The 13,670-nt window shown below is 70.2% G+C and carries 14 protein-coding genes and 2 pseudogenes; 10 read left to right on the top strand and 6 right to left on the bottom strand.

The annotated features are described in order from the left end of the window. The first annotated feature begins 10 nt into the window (after positions 1-10). The gene (locus tag ACFCXS_RS22495) at positions 11-607 is read left to right on the top strand and encodes a histidine phosphatase family protein (protein ID WP_376645119.1); all 597 of its coding nucleotides are present in this window, start codon (positions 11-13) and stop codon (positions 605-607) included. 20 nt (positions 608-627) lie between these two features. Here the strand turns inward: ACFCXS_RS22495 and ACFCXS_RS22490 are convergent, their stop codons facing one another. Next, on the bottom strand, positions 628-1,074 hold the full coding sequence (locus ACFCXS_RS22490; protein WP_376645118.1) for a DUF6314 family protein: 447 nt from the start codon (positions 1,072-1,074) through the stop codon (positions 628-630). Positions 1,075-1,212: 138 nt separating this feature from the next. Here ACFCXS_RS22490 and ACFCXS_RS22485 point away from each other — a divergent pair, with 138 nt between their 5' ends. Then, positions 1,213-3,699, top strand: coding sequence for an alpha-L-arabinofuranosidase C-terminal domain-containing protein (locus ACFCXS_RS22485; RefSeq protein ID WP_376645117.1), 2,487 nt, complete (start codon positions 1,213-1,215; stop codon positions 3,697-3,699). A gap of 63 nt (positions 3,700-3,762) precedes the next feature. Here ACFCXS_RS22485 and ACFCXS_RS22480 read toward each other — a convergent pair whose 3' ends face one another. The 4 genes and pseudogenes from ACFCXS_RS22480 to ACFCXS_RS22465 form a co-directional block, all read right to left on the bottom strand. Next, on the bottom strand, positions 3,763-4,440 hold the full coding sequence (locus ACFCXS_RS22480; protein WP_376645116.1) for a DUF6215 domain-containing protein: 678 nt from the start codon (positions 4,438-4,440) through the stop codon (positions 3,763-3,765). A gap of 118 nt (positions 4,441-4,558) precedes the next feature. Then, positions 4,559-4,795, bottom strand: a pseudogene (locus ACFCXS_RS22475) (aldo/keto reductase); the annotation flags it as partial. Further along, on the bottom strand, positions 4,792-5,226 hold the full coding sequence (locus ACFCXS_RS22470; protein WP_376645115.1) for a cupin domain-containing protein: 435 nt from the start codon (positions 5,224-5,226) through the stop codon (positions 4,792-4,794). The pseudogene ACFCXS_RS22475 and the gene ACFCXS_RS22470, both read right to left, overlap by 4 nt. 89 nt (positions 5,227-5,315) lie before the next feature. Continuing rightward, a complete protein-coding gene (locus tag ACFCXS_RS22465; protein WP_376645114.1) occupies positions 5,316-5,636 on the bottom strand; it encodes a carboxymuconolactone decarboxylase family protein in 321 nt (106 codons plus the stop codon). A gap of 222 nt (positions 5,637-5,858) precedes the next feature. Between ACFCXS_RS22465 and ACFCXS_RS22460 the strand changes: the two genes are divergently transcribed. Further along, positions 5,859-6,746 carry a helix-turn-helix transcriptional regulator gene (locus tag ACFCXS_RS22460; RefSeq protein ID WP_376645113.1) on the top strand — a complete coding sequence of 296 codons (888 nt, stop codon included), beginning with the start codon at positions 5,859-5,861 and terminating at the stop codon, positions 6,744-6,746. Between the two features lie 76 nt (positions 6,747-6,822). On the opposite strand, the gene ACFCXS_RS22455 is transcribed toward ACFCXS_RS22460, so the two are convergent. Further along, positions 6,823-7,731 (bottom strand): LysR substrate-binding domain-containing protein, encoded by a 909-nt coding sequence (locus ACFCXS_RS22455; protein WP_376645112.1) that lies wholly within the window; start codon positions 7,729-7,731, stop codon positions 6,823-6,825. 71 nt (positions 7,732-7,802) lie between these two features. On the opposite strand from ACFCXS_RS22455, the pseudogene ACFCXS_RS22450 reads away from it, so the two are divergent. The 7 genes and pseudogenes from ACFCXS_RS22450 to ACFCXS_RS22420 form a co-directional block, all read left to right on the top strand. Next, positions 7,803-8,180 (top strand): annotated as a pseudogene (locus ACFCXS_RS22450) (RidA family protein); the annotation flags it as partial. Positions 8,181-8,204: 24 nt separating this feature from the next. After that, on the top strand, positions 8,205-8,585 hold the full coding sequence (locus tag ACFCXS_RS22445; protein WP_376645286.1) for an antibiotic biosynthesis monooxygenase family protein: 381 nt from the start codon (positions 8,205-8,207) through the stop codon (positions 8,583-8,585). A gap of 156 nt (positions 8,586-8,741) precedes the next feature. Next, entirely contained in the window at positions 8,742-9,770 is a 1,029-nt protein-coding gene (gene argC, locus ACFCXS_RS22440; RefSeq protein WP_376645111.1) for an N-acetyl-gamma-glutamyl-phosphate reductase, read from the top strand. Continuing rightward, positions 9,767-10,918, top strand: a complete 1,152-nt coding sequence (gene argJ, locus ACFCXS_RS22435) for a bifunctional glutamate N-acetyltransferase/amino-acid acetyltransferase ArgJ (protein ID WP_376645110.1) — start codon at positions 9,767-9,769, stop codon at positions 10,916-10,918. Before argC ends, argJ begins: the two co-directional genes overlap by 4 nt. Next, positions 10,915-11,829 carry an acetylglutamate kinase gene (gene argB, locus ACFCXS_RS22430; RefSeq protein WP_359637527.1) on the top strand — a complete coding sequence of 305 codons (915 nt, stop codon included), beginning with the start codon at positions 10,915-10,917 and terminating at the stop codon, positions 11,827-11,829. Before argJ ends, argB begins: the two co-directional genes overlap by 4 nt. Then, complete coding sequence (locus tag ACFCXS_RS22425) at positions 11,826-13,025, top strand: acetylornithine transaminase (protein ID WP_376645109.1); 1,200 nt, start codon at positions 11,826-11,828, stop codon at positions 13,023-13,025. The genes argB and ACFCXS_RS22425 overlap by 4 nt, the downstream gene beginning before the upstream one ends. A 7-nt stretch (positions 13,026-13,032) precedes the next feature. After that, on the top strand, positions 13,033-13,578 hold the full coding sequence (locus tag ACFCXS_RS22420; protein WP_376645108.1) for an arginine repressor: 546 nt from the start codon (positions 13,033-13,035) through the stop codon (positions 13,576-13,578). Positions 13,579-13,670 lie beyond the last annotated feature (92 nt).

Below are 13,670 nucleotides of genomic sequence, written 5' to 3'. Positions count from 1 at the left end.
CGATCGCCGCATGCCACTTCGGGTCACCTTCGTAGCCGCCGCGCGCAGCTCCCCGCTGCTCGCCGAGCGTTTCGAGGACGACCGGCCGCTGGACCAGGCCGGCTGGGGCGAGGTGGAGCGCGCCGCCCGGGAACTGCTGCCGCTCGCCGCGGCCGAACTGCGCTACTGCTCGCCGACTCCGCGCAGCCGGGCGACGGGGGAGGGGCTCGGTTACGCACCGCTGGTGCAGCTCGGCCTGCGCGACTGCGACATGGGCCGCTGGCGCGGGCTGACCCTGGGCGAGGCGATGGCCAGGGAGCCGGACGCCGTGGACGCCTGGCTCGCCGACCCCCGTGCCACACCGCACGGGGGTGAGTCGCTGGTCGACTTCATCACCCGCGTCGGCGGCTGGCTCGACACCCGGCCCGTCGAGGACGGCTGCCGGATCGTGGCGGTGGCCGAGCCCTCCGTGATCCGGGCGGCGCTGGTGTACGCCTTGAAGGCACCGCCGTCGACGTACTGGAACATCGACGTCCGCCCGCTGTCGACGACCGCCGTGACCGGCCGGGCCGGCCGCTGGAACCTGCGTTTCGACGGCGGGGCGCCGGCTCAGCCCGCGGGCGCGTAGTTCGACGGCCGGGCGCCTGCTCAGCTCTCGCGCACGTAGCCGGTCCGCAGGACCAGGTCCTTGGCGGGACCGCGGACGCGCCACACCGTCCGCCAGTGGTCGCTGTCGCGGACGGCGAACTCGCCGCGGTAGAGGTCCGCCGCACAGGGATGGTCGGCGACATGCCGACCGGACGTCAGGTCCAGGTCGTGGAACGGCCGCCCGTCGGCGAACCGCACGTCCGCCGTGCCGCCCGGGCCCGGCAGGAACCGCAGGGTCCGCTCGGCGGGCCGGGCGACGCCCTGCCAGACGAAGGTGCCCGACTCGTGGTGCAGCAGCCCGCCGGGCCTCTCCCCGTCCGCACGGAACTCCGTCGTCCCGGTGAACTCCCCTTCCGCACCGCTCGCGAGATCCCGCACCGACCGCGACACCCTCCAGCGCCCGGCCAGAAACGCCAGTACGTCCGGCACTGGCCAGAAGTCGCCCATCCTGCCTCGCTCTCCGTCCCGGCCGTTGCGTGCGACCCATTGACGCGCATCCGCCCCCTCCCTATGTTGCCGTTCGAATTACTGACCAGCGTCTGATATTTCGAACACCTCCCTCTAGCAGAGAGCCGCGGAGTATTCATGCCACGCACCGACGCCCGCACCCGATGGAGACTCGGTCTCACGACGACCGCCCTCCTGACGGCAGCAGCCCTCGTACCTGCCCCCGCGCACGCCGAGGACGTGACCGACTACGCGATCACCGTCGACCCGTCCGCCCAGGGCGCCAAGATCGACGAGACGATGTACGGCGTCTTCTTCGAGGACATCAACCGCGCCGCCGACGGCGGTCTCTACGCCGAGCTCGTGCAGAACAGGTCCTTCGAGTACTCCACCGCCGACAACGGCTCCTACACGCCCCTGACCGCGTGGACGGTCGGCGGCACTGCGCAGGTCGTGAACGACTCGGGCCGCCTCGACGAGCGCAACCGCAACTACCTCTCCCTGGGTGCCGGTTCGTCCGTCACGAACGCGGGCTACAACACCGGCATCCGCGTCGAGCAGGGCAAGCGGTACGACTTCTCCGTGTGGGCCCGGGCCGGGAGCGGCGGCACCCTCACCGTCTCGCTGAAGGATGCGGCGGGCGCCCTGGCCACCGCACGCCAGGTCGCCGTGAAGGGCGGCTGGGCCAAGTACCGGGCCACGTTCACGGCGACCCGCACCAGCAACCGCGGCCGGCTCGCCGTCGCCTCGACGGGCGCCGCCGCGCTCGACGAGGTGTCGCTGTTCCCCCGCGAGACGTACAAGAACCAGCCGAACGGCCTGCGCAAGGACCTCGCCGAGAAGATCGCCGCCCTGAAGCCGGGCTTCGTGCGCTTCCCCGGCGGCTGCCTGGTCAACACCGGCTCCATGGAGGACTACAGCGCGGCCTCGAACTGGCAGCGCAAGCGCAGCTACCAGTGGAAGGACACCATCGGCCCGGTCGAGGAGCGCGCCACCAACGCCAACGTCTGGGGCTACAACCAGAGCTACGGCCTGGGCTACTACGAGTACTTCCGCTTCGCCGAGGACATCGGCGCCATGCCGCTGCCCGTCGTCCCCGCCCTGGTCACCGGCTGCGGACAGAACAAGGCCACCGACGACGAGGCGCTGCTCGAGCGGCACATCCAGGACGCCCTGGACCTGATCCAGTTCGCCAACGGACCGGCGACCTCCGAGTGGGGCAGGGTCCGCGCGCGGATGGGCCACCCCAAGCCCTTCCACCTCACCCACATCGAGGTCGGCAACGAGGAGAACCTCCCCAAGGAGTTCTTCGCCCGCTTCCAGCAGTTCCGGGCCGCCATCGAGGCGAAGTACCCGGACGTCACCGTCATCTCCAACTCGGGCCCCGACGACGCCGGTTCGACCTTCGACACCGCCTGGCAGCTGAACCGCGACGCCAAGGTCGACATGGTCGACGAGCACTACTACAACAGCCCGAACTGGTTCCTGCAGAACAACGACCGCTACGACTCCTACGACCGGAACGGACCCAAGGTCTTCCTCGGTGAGTACGCCTCCCAGGGCAACGCCTGGAAGAACGGCCTGTCCGAAGCCGCCTTCATGACCGGCCTGGAGCGCAACGCGGACGTCGTCAAGCTCGCCTCGTACGCCCCGCTGCTCGCCAACGAGGACTACGTCCAGTGGCGGCCGGACCTGATCTGGTTCAACAACCGGGCTTCATGGAACTCGGCCAACTACGAGGTCCAGAAGCTGTTCATGAACAACGTCGGCGACCGCGTCGTGCCGTCCAGGGCCACCACGACCCCGAACGTCAGCGGCCCCATCACCGGCGCCGTGGGCCTGTCGACGTGGGCGACCAGCGCCGCGTACGACGACGTGAAGGTCACCTCGGCGGACGGCTCGACCCTGCTCAGCGACGACTTCTCCGGTGACGCCTCGAAGTGGACGACCAGCGGCCGTGGCAGCTGGAGTGTCCAGGACGGGAGTTACGTCCAGAGCGACACCGCCGCCGAGAACACCATGGTCACGGCGGGCGACCCGGCCTGGAAGGACTACGACCTGCATGTGAAGGCCACCAAGAAGTCCGGAAAGGAGGGCTTCCTCGTCGCCTTCGGCGTCAAGGACACCGGCAACTACTACTGGTGGAACCTGGGCGGCTGGAACAACACCCAGTCGGCGATCGAACAGGCCGTGGACGGCGGCAAGGGCACCCTGATGACGAAGCCCGGGTCGGTCGAGACCGGCCGTGCCTACGACATCGACATCAAGGTGCGCGGCCGCCAGGTCACCCTGTTCCTCGACGGCAAGGAGTGGGGCAGTTTCAAGGACGACAAGCCGGCCGAGCCGTTCCGCCAGGTCGTCACCAGGGACGCGAAGACCGGTGACCTGATCGTCAAGGTCGTCAACGCCCGGTCGGCCGAGGCCCGTACGGCCGTCGACCTCGGTGCCGCCAGGGTCGCCTCCACGGCCCGCGTCACCACGCTGGCCGCCGACGAGGGCGCCGTGAACACCGAGACGGACACCCCGGTGACACCGGTGACGTCGACGTTCCGGGGTGTGGCGAAGAAGTTCACCTACACCTTCCCCGCGAACTCCGTGACGTTCCTGAGGATCGAGCAGAGGTGACATCCCGCTGTGCGGCCGCCGTCCCCGGGGCGACGGCCGCACAGCGCCGTCACCGCGTGCGTGTCACGCGCCGGACTTCCATTCCGGGACCGTCGGCAGCACCTTCTCGGCGACGCGCAGCAGCACCGCGTCGTCCGGTACCACTCCGTCCGCGCGCCACAGGGTGACGTCGAGGGAGCCGCCGCGGTCCTTGCTGTCCCGGGCCACGGTCAGGGCCCGGGCCGGAACGCCGGGCCCGCTGTCGGCGTCCCCGCCGTCGAGCCGGAAGCTGATGCTGATGGTGCGGGTCGAATAGAGGACACCGGGGCGGCCCAGTGTCTTCCGCGGGCGGGCGTCGGGTCCGAGGAGAGTCTCCGACCCGGCCACCGGCAGGCCGTCGTAGGTCGCCGAGAGCGTCACGGTGTACGTCTCGAACTCGACCTGGGCCTGCGGAGTGGCGATCTTCCCGATGGAGCTGTCGCTGCCGGAGGCGGTCTTCGCGATCTCCGTCGGCGTGCCCAGCAGCGCGGCCAGGTCCGACCGGTTCAGCGCCTCGCACAACTGCGCTCCGGAGAGGTGCTTGCCCTTGGTGGCCGGGGTGGCACCGTCGGAGCAGGCGGCCGGCTTCGGCTCGCTCTTTGCCGCCGACGTCTTCGCGAGCCCCCAGAAACCGGCGCCGAGCGCCCCCACCAGCACCACTGCCGCGAGCGCCTGCCCCCACGCGTTCACGCTCTTCATCGGTGCGTCGATGTCCCCGGTCATGTTCCCCCACCCGCGGTGATCCCCTGAAATGTGCCCGCGGACCTTAACCTGTCGTCATGGCCAGGACAAAACCGGTTCCGGCTGCCGTCCGGCGTCACTTGCCGCTGTAGACGGGGAAGGCGCTGTGCGTCGAGACGAACAGCTCTTCGCGGGGTACCGCGGCGGTGCGCACGCCCTCGCCGACGCCGCGCTCGTTGCCGTAGGCCTGGGCGGTGTCGATGTTGCGGTAGCCGATCTCCACGGCCGCGCGGACCGCCTCGGCCGCCTTGCCGTCGTCGATGAACCAGGTGCCGAGCCCCAGCTTGGGGATCTCGACGCCGTTGGACAGGGTGCAGGTCTCGTTCAGGACGGTCATGGGTTTGCTCCGTTCTTCGGCAGCGTGCCGTACACGTCGTCGGTGACCGGCTCGAGCCATTCGTTGCCGACGCCTTCGCCCGGCGTGATGCAGGCGAGGTGGGAGAACCACGAGTCGGCCTTCGCACCGTGCCAGTGCTTCGTGCCCGCCGGGACGCGGACCACGGTCCCCGGCTCCATGCTGACGGGGTCCTCGCCCGCGGCCTGGTACCAGCCGCTGCCCGCCGTGCACAGCAGGATCTGGTCTCCGCCGCCGTCCGTGCCGTGGTGGATGTGCCAGTTGTTGCGGCAGCCCGGCTCGAAGGAGACGTTCATGACGGGAACGCTGCCCGAGGCGAGCGGAGCCAGGTAGCTCTGGCCGATGAAGTACTGCGCGAACGCGTCGTTCTTCTCTCCGAGCGGGAAGATCTGGTCGAATCCGTTGCCTGCCATCCTTGTTCCTGTTCTTCGGTTCAGTACGTTCTTCGGTTCGGTAGGCCCCGCTGATCGCGAGGGGGCCGGTTCGCGGCTCGCGCCGGGGATCAAGCGGAGCGCTCGTCCGCGATCCTCTTCAGCAGGGTGATCGCGGTCATCGCGTTGGGCCATCCGGCGTAGAACGCCAGATGCGTGATCGCTTCGGACAGCTCCGCCACCGTGAGCCCGTTGTCCAGGGCCACACCCAGGTGGTACGGCAACTGCTCGCTGCGGTAGAGGGCGGCCAGCACACTGACCGTGACCAGGCTGCGGTCCCGCGGAGAGAGCCCGGGGCGCTCCCACACGTCCTGGAACAGGACTTCGTCGGTGAGCTCGACGAGCTTCGGCGCGAGGCCGGCCAGCTCCTGAGGCGCAGACTGCTTCGCCACGAGGTAACTCCTTGTGATGGAACGAGAACGAGGGTGCGGCGCCGTCCCCCGTCGGCATCCGGGGTCGGCAGGCATCCCAGAGGGTGCCCGCCGTCCGGAACCAGGGCCGCATCCGCTGACAGCATCGAGGAAACGGCAGCTCACAGGCGTGCGGAAGGCACTGCCATTACAGGTACTGGCAGAACCTCCCAGCTGCGCCCCCCTCCTCCTAGCCTGGAGAGCATGGACACCGCCCACGAGATCCGAGAGTTCCTCGCCACCCGCCGCGCCAAGATCACTCCACAGCAGGCGGGCCTGCCCGCCTTCGGGAACGGCAAGCGCAGGGTCCCCGGACTGCGCCGCGAGGAAGTCGCCATGCTCGCCGGTGTCAGCATCGACTACTACGTCCGTCTGGAGCGCGGCCAGCTCGCCGGCGCCTCCGAGGAGGTCCTCGACGCCCTCGGCCAGGCCCTCCAGCTCGACGACGCCGAACGCGCCCACCTCCGCGACCTGGCCGCCGCCCAGCGCCGGCGTCCGCCCCGTCGTGCCGCCCGCAAGCGCAAGACCGCCGTTCCGGCCAGCCTCACCCGCGTCCTGGACTCCATGACCGAAGCGCCGGCTTTCATTCGCAACGGCCGGCTCGACATTCTCGCCGTCAACCCACTCGGACGTGCCCTCTACGCACCTCTGTTCACCGGCTCGGCCCGCCCCGTGAACATCGCGCGCTTCCAGTTCCTCGATCCCACGAGCCGGGACTTCTTCCCCGCCTGGAACGACTCCGTCAACACCACCGTCTCCCTGCTGCGCACCGAAGCCGGCCGCGCTCCGCAGGACGCCGAACTGACCGGTCTGATCGGCGAACTCGTCACCCGCAGCGACGAGTTCCGCGCTGCCTGGGCCAAGCACAACGTGCGCCTGCACCACGGTGGCCGCAAGGCATTCCGGCACCCGGCCATCGGCGAGATCACCCTGGACTTCGACGCCATGGAACTACCGGCCCACCCCGGCCTCACCCTGACCGCCTACAGCGCCGAACCCGGCACCCCCGCCCATGACGCCCTCCACCTGCTCGCCTCCTGGGCCGCCACCGAACACGGACAGGTCCGCACCGAAGACCCTGCACGCTCCTGACCTGGCCCGCGCAGGCACCGACCGGTGTGACCGAGCGTTTCAGGTGGCGGGTGAGTGGCCGAGTTGGCGGGCGTCGCTAGGGATTGTCCGGCGGATCTTGGCTGATGGTCGCCAGCAGGCGTGTGACCAGGGGGTTATCGTCGCTCTCGCGCCAGGCGACGGCCACGCGAGTGCGGGCGGTGCCGGGTTCGATCCTGCGGAAGGCGACGCCTTTGAGGCGGATGCGTTGGATGCTCGCCGGGGCCAGGGAGACGCCCAGTCCCGTTTCCACGAGGGCGCACACGGTTTGCCACTCCACCGCTTGCTGGACCACCTGCGGTGAGAAGCCTGCTGCGGTGCACAGGCCGATGATCTGGTCGTGCAGTGTGGGGCCGACCGTGCGGGGCAGCGGCACGAAGGGCGAGTCCGCCAACTGCGCAAGCCGCACGGTCCGTTGGGCGGCAAGAGGGTGGGTGGCCGGCAGCACGGCGACGAAAGGCTCGCTGAGGACCGTCCTGAAGCCGAGCTCTGTCTCGTCGGTGGGGGGTTCGCGCAGTAGACCGATGTCGATGGTCTTGTCATGCAGGGCGGCGATCTGCGGGGCGCTGGTCATCTCGTGGATGTCCAGGTGCACGTCGGGAAACCGGTCACGGAAGGTGCGCAGCAGGCCGGGCAGGATCGTCAGGGCGAGGGAGGCGGCGAAGCCGATCCGTAGGCGGCCTGCCCGGCCACTGCCGACGGCGCGGGCTGCGGCCAGACCGTCCGCGAGGCCGGTGAGGGCCCGCCGGGCGGCGGGCAGCAGTTCGCTGCCGACCGGGGTGAGGGTGACACGTCCCGGGGCGCGGGTGAACAGCGCGTGGCCGACCTTGTCCTCCAGGCGGCGTATCTGCTGGCTCAGCGGCGGCTGGGCGATGCCCAGGCGGGTGGCCGCGTGGCCGAAGTGGAGTTCCTCTGCGAGCACGACGAAGGCGTGCAGTTGCGGCAGGGGGAGTTCGGGGCGGTCCATATGCCTAGAGATATCAGATCATGCATGCGGTCGTATTAGACGTATCAGTGCTGGTCATCTAGCGTCGGCGCATGACAGAGCGACACGCGATTCTCAGCGGCTCGACCTTCGAGGAGCAGATCGGCTACGCCCGTGCCGTCGTCGACGGCGACTGGGTGCATGTGTCCGGGACGACCGGGTTCGACTACGCCACCATGACGATCTCCGGCGACGTGGTGGAGCAGGCCGAGCAGTGCATGCGCAACATCGAGGCCGCACTGGCCGAGGCGCAGTGCACGTTCGCCGACGTGGTGCGCGTGCGCTACCTGCTGCCCGACCGCGAAGACTTCGAACCCTGCTGGCCGGTCCTGCGCCGCTGCTTCGGCGACGTTCAGCCGGCCGCCACGATGCTCATGTGCGGTCTCGCCGACCCGCGGATGAAGATCGAAGTGGAGGTGGACGCTCGGCGGCGCGTCCCGCCTCACGGTGATGCCATGAGCGATCACTCTCAAGCGCCTGTTGCGCCCGTCGGGGCGTATGAACCCCCGTACTACGCAGCTTTTTTCTCGACGGTGCGAACCCAGGACCAGAGCGGCTACAGCGAGACCGACGCACGTATGGAAGACCTGGTGCAGGAAGTCCCCGGGTACCTGGGGATGGACCATGCGCAGACTCCTGGCGGGCTGGGCATCACCGTCAGCTACTTCCGTGACGCCGACGCCCTCACTCAGTGGCGGACCGAGGTGGAGCACCGCGCGGCGCAGCAGCGCGGGCGAGCCGAGTGGTACCAGAGCTACACACTGCATGTGGCGAAAGTGGAACGGAGCAGCGGGTTCACGCGTGCGGGGGTTCCGTGGCGCCCGGCAGCGGGCTGACCAGCGGAGACCCCTCGGCGGCGAGTTGGAGGGGCGGAGTCCGCCCGTTGGCGCCCGCCACCTGAGGCGCTCAGCCGCAACCGCCGCGCGGTCCGCGCATGGGATTGCATAAACGTGCAGCGAAACGTATAGTCATGCCCTCTAGGAGGAGGTTCCATGGCGGTACGTGCGGCAGTGGCCGGAGCGAGTGGGTACGCGGGCGGAGAACTGCTGCGTCTGCTCCTGGCCCACCCCGAGGTCGAGGTCGGCGCCCTGACCGGCAACTCCAACGCGGGGCAGAAGCTCGGTGCGCTCCAGCCGCACCTGCTGCCCCTGGCCGGCCGAGTGCTCCAGGAGACCACCCCGGAGGTCCTCGCCGGCCATGACGTCGTCTTCCTCGCGCTGCCGCACGGGCAGTCCGCCGCCGTCGCCGAGCAGCTCGGACCGGACGTGCTCGTCGTCGACATGGGCGCCGACTTCCGCCTGACGGACCCCGCCGCCTGGGAGCGGTTCTACGGTTCGCCGCACGCCGGCACCTGGCCCTACGGCCTTCCCGAACTGCCGGGCGCCCGCGCTGCGCTGGAGGGGTCCAAGCGCATCGCGGTGCCCGGTTGCTACCCGACCGCCGTCTCCCTGGCCCTTTTCCCGGCGTACGCGGCCGGCCTCGCGGAGCCCGAAGCCGTGATCGTCGCCGCGTCCGGCACGTCCGGCGCGGGCAAGGCGCCCAAGCCGCACCTGCTGGGCAGTGAGGTCATGGGGTCGATGTCCCCCTACGGCGTCGGCGGCGGGCACCGCCACACCCCCGAGATCACCCAGAACCTCAGCGCGGCCGCCGGTGCGCCGGTCACCGTGTCCTTCACCCCGACCCTCGCGCCGATGCCCCGCGGCATCCTCGCCACCTGCAGCGCCAAGGCCGCCGACGGCGTCACGGGCGAGTCCCTGCGCGCGGCCTACGAGAAGGCCTTCGCCGACGAGGCGTTCGTGCACCTGCTGCCCGAGGGCCAGTGGCCCGCCACGGCGTCCGTCCACGGTTCGAACGCCGTTCAGGTGCAGGTCGCGTACGACGCGGACGCCGGCCGGATCATCGTGATCAGCGCCATCGACAACCTCACCAAGGGCACCGCGGGCGGTGCCGTCCAGAGCATGAACATCGCCCTGGGTCTCGACGAGACCACCGGACTGACGACGATCGGAGTTGCGCCGTGAGTGTGACGGCAGCAAAGGGATTCACGGCGGCGGGCATCGCCGCCGGGATCAAGGAGAACGGCAACCCCGACCTGGCCCTCGTGGTCAACACCGGCCCCCGCCGTGCCGCCGCGGCCGTGTTCACCTCCAACCGTGTGAAGGCCGCGCCGGTCCTGTGGTCCGAGCAGGTGCTGAAGAGCGGCCAGGTGTCCGCCGTCGTCCTCAACTCCGGTGGCGCCAACGCCTGCACGGGGCCGAAGGGCTTCCAGGACGCGCACGCGACGGCCGAGAAGGTCGCCGAGGTCCTCGGTCGCGGCGCCATCGAGGTGGCCGTCTGCTCGACCGGCCTCATCGGCCTCCTGCTCCCCATGGACAAACTGCTCCCGGGCATCGAGACGGCCGCCGGGTCCCTGAGCGAGCACGGCGGTGAGAAGGCCGCCATCGCCATCAAGACCACCGACACCGTCCACAAGACGTCCGTCGTCACCAAGGACGGCTGGACCGTCGGTGGCATGGCCAAGGGCGCGGGCATGCTCGCCCCCGGCCTCGCCACCATGCTCGTCGTCCTCACCACCGACGCGGCCCTGGACAACGACGTGCTCGACAAGGCCCTGCGCGCGGCCACCCGCACCACCTTCGACCGGGTGGACTCCGACGGCTGCATGTCCACCAACGACACCGTGCTGCTGCTCGCCTCCGGATCCGCCGAAGTCACCCCGCAGTACGAGGAGTTCGCCGAGGCCGTACGGCAGGTCTGCGACGACCTCGGACAGCAGCTCATCCGGGACGCGGAGGGCGCCAGCAAGGACATCAAGGTCGAGGTGATCAACGCCGCGACCGAGGACGACGCCGTCGACGTGGGCCGCTCCATCGCCCGCAACAACCTCCTCAAGTGCGCCATCCACGGCGAGGACCCCAACTGGGGCCGCGTGCTCTCCGCGATCGGCACGACGAGCGCCGCCTTCGAGCCCGACCGGCTGAACGTCGCCATCAACGGCGTCTGGGTCTGCAAGAACGGCGGGGTCGGCGAGGACCGCGACAAGGTCGACATGCGCTACCGCGAGGTGCACATCGTCGCCGACCTCGCCGCCGGGTCCGAGACGGCCACCATCTGGACCAACGACCTCACCGCCGACTACGTCCACGAGAACAGCGCGTACTCGTCATGAGCAGTGGAGCGACGCGCAAGCACACCGCGCTGCCCAAGGCGCAGATCCTCATCGAGGCCCTGCCCTGGCTGGTCCGGCACAACGGCAAGACGGTCGTCATCAAGTTCGGCGGCAACGCCATGATCGACGAGGACCTCAAGGCCGCCTTCGCCCAGGACGTGGTGTTCCTGCACCACGCCGGCCTCAAGCCCGTCGTCGTGCACGGCGGCGGCCCGCAGATCAGCGCCGCCCTCGACCAGCACGGCATCGTCAGCGAGTTCAAGGCCGGCCTGCGGGTGACCACCGAGGACGCCATGGACGTCGTACGGATGGTGCTGGCCGGGCAGGTCCAGCGCGAACTGGTCGGGCTGCTCAACCAGCACGGGCCGCTCGCCGTGGGCCTGACCGGCGAGGACGCCCACACCATCACCGCCACCAAGCACCAGCCCGAGATCGACGGCGAGCTGGTCGACATCGGGCGCGTCGGCGAGATCACCGCGATCGACACCGGCGCCATCGAGGCCCTGCTCGCCGACGGCCGCATCCCGGTCGTCTCCTCGATCGCCCGCTCCCAGGACGACGGACATGTCTACAACGTCAATGCTGATACGGCGGCTGCGGCACTCGCTGCTGCTCTGGACGCCGAAACCCTCATGGTCCTCACGGACGTCGAGGGCCTCTACGAGGACTGGCCGCACAGCGACGAGGTGATCAGCCGCCTCACCGCGACCGAGCTGGAGCGGCTGCTGCCGGACCTGTCGTCCGGCATGGTGCCGAAGATGGAGGGCTGCCTGCACGCCGTACGCAACGGCGTCACCACAGCCCGCGTCATCGACGGCCGGGTCCAGCACTCGATCCTGCTGGAGATCTTCACCGACGAGGGCATCGGCACGATGGTCGTGCCCGACGAGCACGAGGGGGACGCCGTATGACCGCGCAGCAGGAGTACGCCGGGCGGTGGCAGGGCGCGCTCATGAACAACTACGGCACCCCGCTGCTGGCCCTGGAGCGCGGCGCGGGCACCAAGGTGTGGGACGCCGACGGCAACGCCTACCTCGACTTCGTCGGCGGCATCGCCACCAACGCCCTCGGTCACGCCCACCCGGCGATCGTCGAGGCCGTCAGCCGGCAGATCGGCTCCCTCGGCCACATCTCCAACTTCTTCATGGCCGAGCCGACCGTCGCCCTCGCCGAGCGGCTGCTCACCCTCTTCGGCCGGGACGGCAAGGTCTTCTTCTGCAACTCCGGCGCCGAGGCCAACGAGGCCGCCTTCAAGATCGGCCGGCTGACCGGGCGGACCCACGTCGTGGCCACCGAGGGCGCCTTCCACGGGCGGACCATGGGCGCCCTGGCGCTGACCGGCCAGCAGGGCAAGCGCGAGCCGTTCCTGCCGCTGCCCGGTGACGTCACGCATGTGCCGTTCGGTGACGCGCAGGCGCTGGCCGCCGCGGTCACCGACGAGACTGCGCTCGTCATCCTGGAGCCGATCCAGGGCGAGCTCGGTGTCGTCGTCCCGCCCGCCGGCTACCTCAAGGCAGCCCGGGCCATCACCGCCGCGACCGGGGCGCTGCTCGTCCTCGACGAGGTGCAGACCGGCATCGGCCGGACCGGGCACTGGTTCGAATACCAGGCCCATGAGGGTGTCCTGCCCGACGTCGTCACCCTCGCCAAGCAGCTGGGCGGCGGCCTGCCGCTCGGCGCGACCGTCGCCTTCGGGCGGGCCGCCGACCTGCTCCAGCCCGGCCAGCACGGCACGACCTTCGGCGGCAACCCCGTCGCCTGCGCCGCCGGGCTCGCCGTCCTCGACACCATCGAGAACGAGGCGTTGCTGGAGAACGTCAAGCGGCAGAGCGAGAGGTTGCGGGACGGAATCGAGGGCCTCGGCCATCAGTTGATCGATTTCGTCCGGGGTACGGGACTCCTCCTGGGTATCGTGCTCACCGAGCCGCTCGCGCCCCAGGTGCGCCAGGCGGCTCAGGAGGCCGGATTCCTGGTGAACGTGCCCGCCCCCGACGTCGTCCGGCTGATGCCGCCGCTGAACCTGAGCGACGACGAGGTGGACGCGTTCCTCGGGGCGCTGCCCGGCATCCTCCAGGCAGTGAGCGGGGACGGACGATCCGGGGAATGAGACGACGATGAGCCAGGCGCAGGACCATGAGCAGCCGGGGGCGAACGGGCCCGCCGTGCCGCAGACCCGCACCGCCCGCCACCGCCGGATCGTGGACATCCTCAACCGGCAGCCGGTCCGGTCGCAGAGCCAGCTGGCGAAGCTGCTCGCCGACGACGGGCTGAGCGTCACGCAGGCGACGCTCAGCCGGGACCTGGACGAGCTGAACGCGGTGAAGATCCGCAACGACGACGGCGACCTGATCTACGCGGTGCCCAGCGAGGGCGGGTTCCGTACGCCCCGGGCGCCGCTGGGCGGGTCGGCGAAGGAGGAGCGGATGCGGCGGCTGTCGCAGGAGCTGCTGATCTCCGCGGAGGCTTCGGCGAATCTCGTGGTCCTGCGGACCCCTCCGGGGGCGGCGCAGTTCCTGGCCTCGGCGATCGACCAGGCCGAGCTGCACGACATCCTGGGGACGATCGCCGGGGACGACACGCTGATGTTGATCAGCCGGGAGCCTACGGGTGGGCAGGCCCTGGCGGATCATCTGCTGAGGCTGGCGCAGAACGGCCACTAGGCCCAGGCCTCTCCGCCCGCCTCACGGCCAGACCGGGCCGTGCCGGCTACGGGCGCGCGTCGACTCGGTTGCCCGGCACGTCGCCGAACGCG

The organism is Streptomyces sp. NPDC056373 (assembly GCF_042262425.1).
In the GTDB taxonomy this organism is placed as follows: Bacteria; Actinomycetota; Actinomycetes; order Streptomycetales; family Streptomycetaceae; genus Streptomyces.
Note: the sequence above shows the minus strand (reverse complement) of the source record. Positions and strands in the feature narration are given on the sequence as shown.

Coding starts and splice junctions, on each gene's coding strand:
- ACFCXS_RS22495 (WP_376645119.1), top strand. CDS start 11: ATGCCACTTCGGGTCACCTTCGTAGCCGCCGCGCGCAGCTCCCCGCTG.
- ACFCXS_RS22490 (WP_376645118.1), bottom strand. CDS start 1,074: ATGGGCGACTTCTGGCCAGTGCCGGACGTACTGGCGTTTCTGGCCGGG.
- ACFCXS_RS22485 (WP_376645117.1), top strand. CDS start 1,213: ATGCCACGCACCGACGCCCGCACCCGATGGAGACTCGGTCTCACGACG.
- ACFCXS_RS22480 (WP_376645116.1), bottom strand. CDS start 4,440: ATGACCGGGGACATCGACGCACCGATGAAGAGCGTGAACGCGTGGGGG.
- ACFCXS_RS22470 (WP_376645115.1), bottom strand. CDS start 5,226: ATGGCAGGCAACGGATTCGACCAGATCTTCCCGCTCGGAGAGAAGAAC.
- ACFCXS_RS22460 (WP_376645113.1), top strand. CDS start 5,859: ATGGACACCGCCCACGAGATCCGAGAGTTCCTCGCCACCCGCCGCGCC.
- ACFCXS_RS22455 (WP_376645112.1), bottom strand. CDS start 7,731: ATGGACCGCCCCGAACTCCCCCTGCCGCAACTGCACGCCTTCGTCGTG.
- ACFCXS_RS22445 (WP_376645286.1), top strand. CDS start 8,205: ATGAGCGATCACTCTCAAGCGCCTGTTGCGCCCGTCGGGGCGTATGAA.
- argC (WP_376645111.1), top strand. CDS start 8,742: ATGGCGGTACGTGCGGCAGTGGCCGGAGCGAGTGGGTACGCGGGCGGA.
- argB (WP_359637527.1), top strand. CDS start 10,915: ATGAGCAGTGGAGCGACGCGCAAGCACACCGCGCTGCCCAAGGCGCAG.
- ACFCXS_RS22425 (WP_376645109.1), top strand. CDS start 11,826: ATGACCGCGCAGCAGGAGTACGCCGGGCGGTGGCAGGGCGCGCTCATG.
- ACFCXS_RS22420 (WP_376645108.1), top strand. CDS start 13,033: ATGAGCCAGGCGCAGGACCATGAGCAGCCGGGGGCGAACGGGCCCGCC.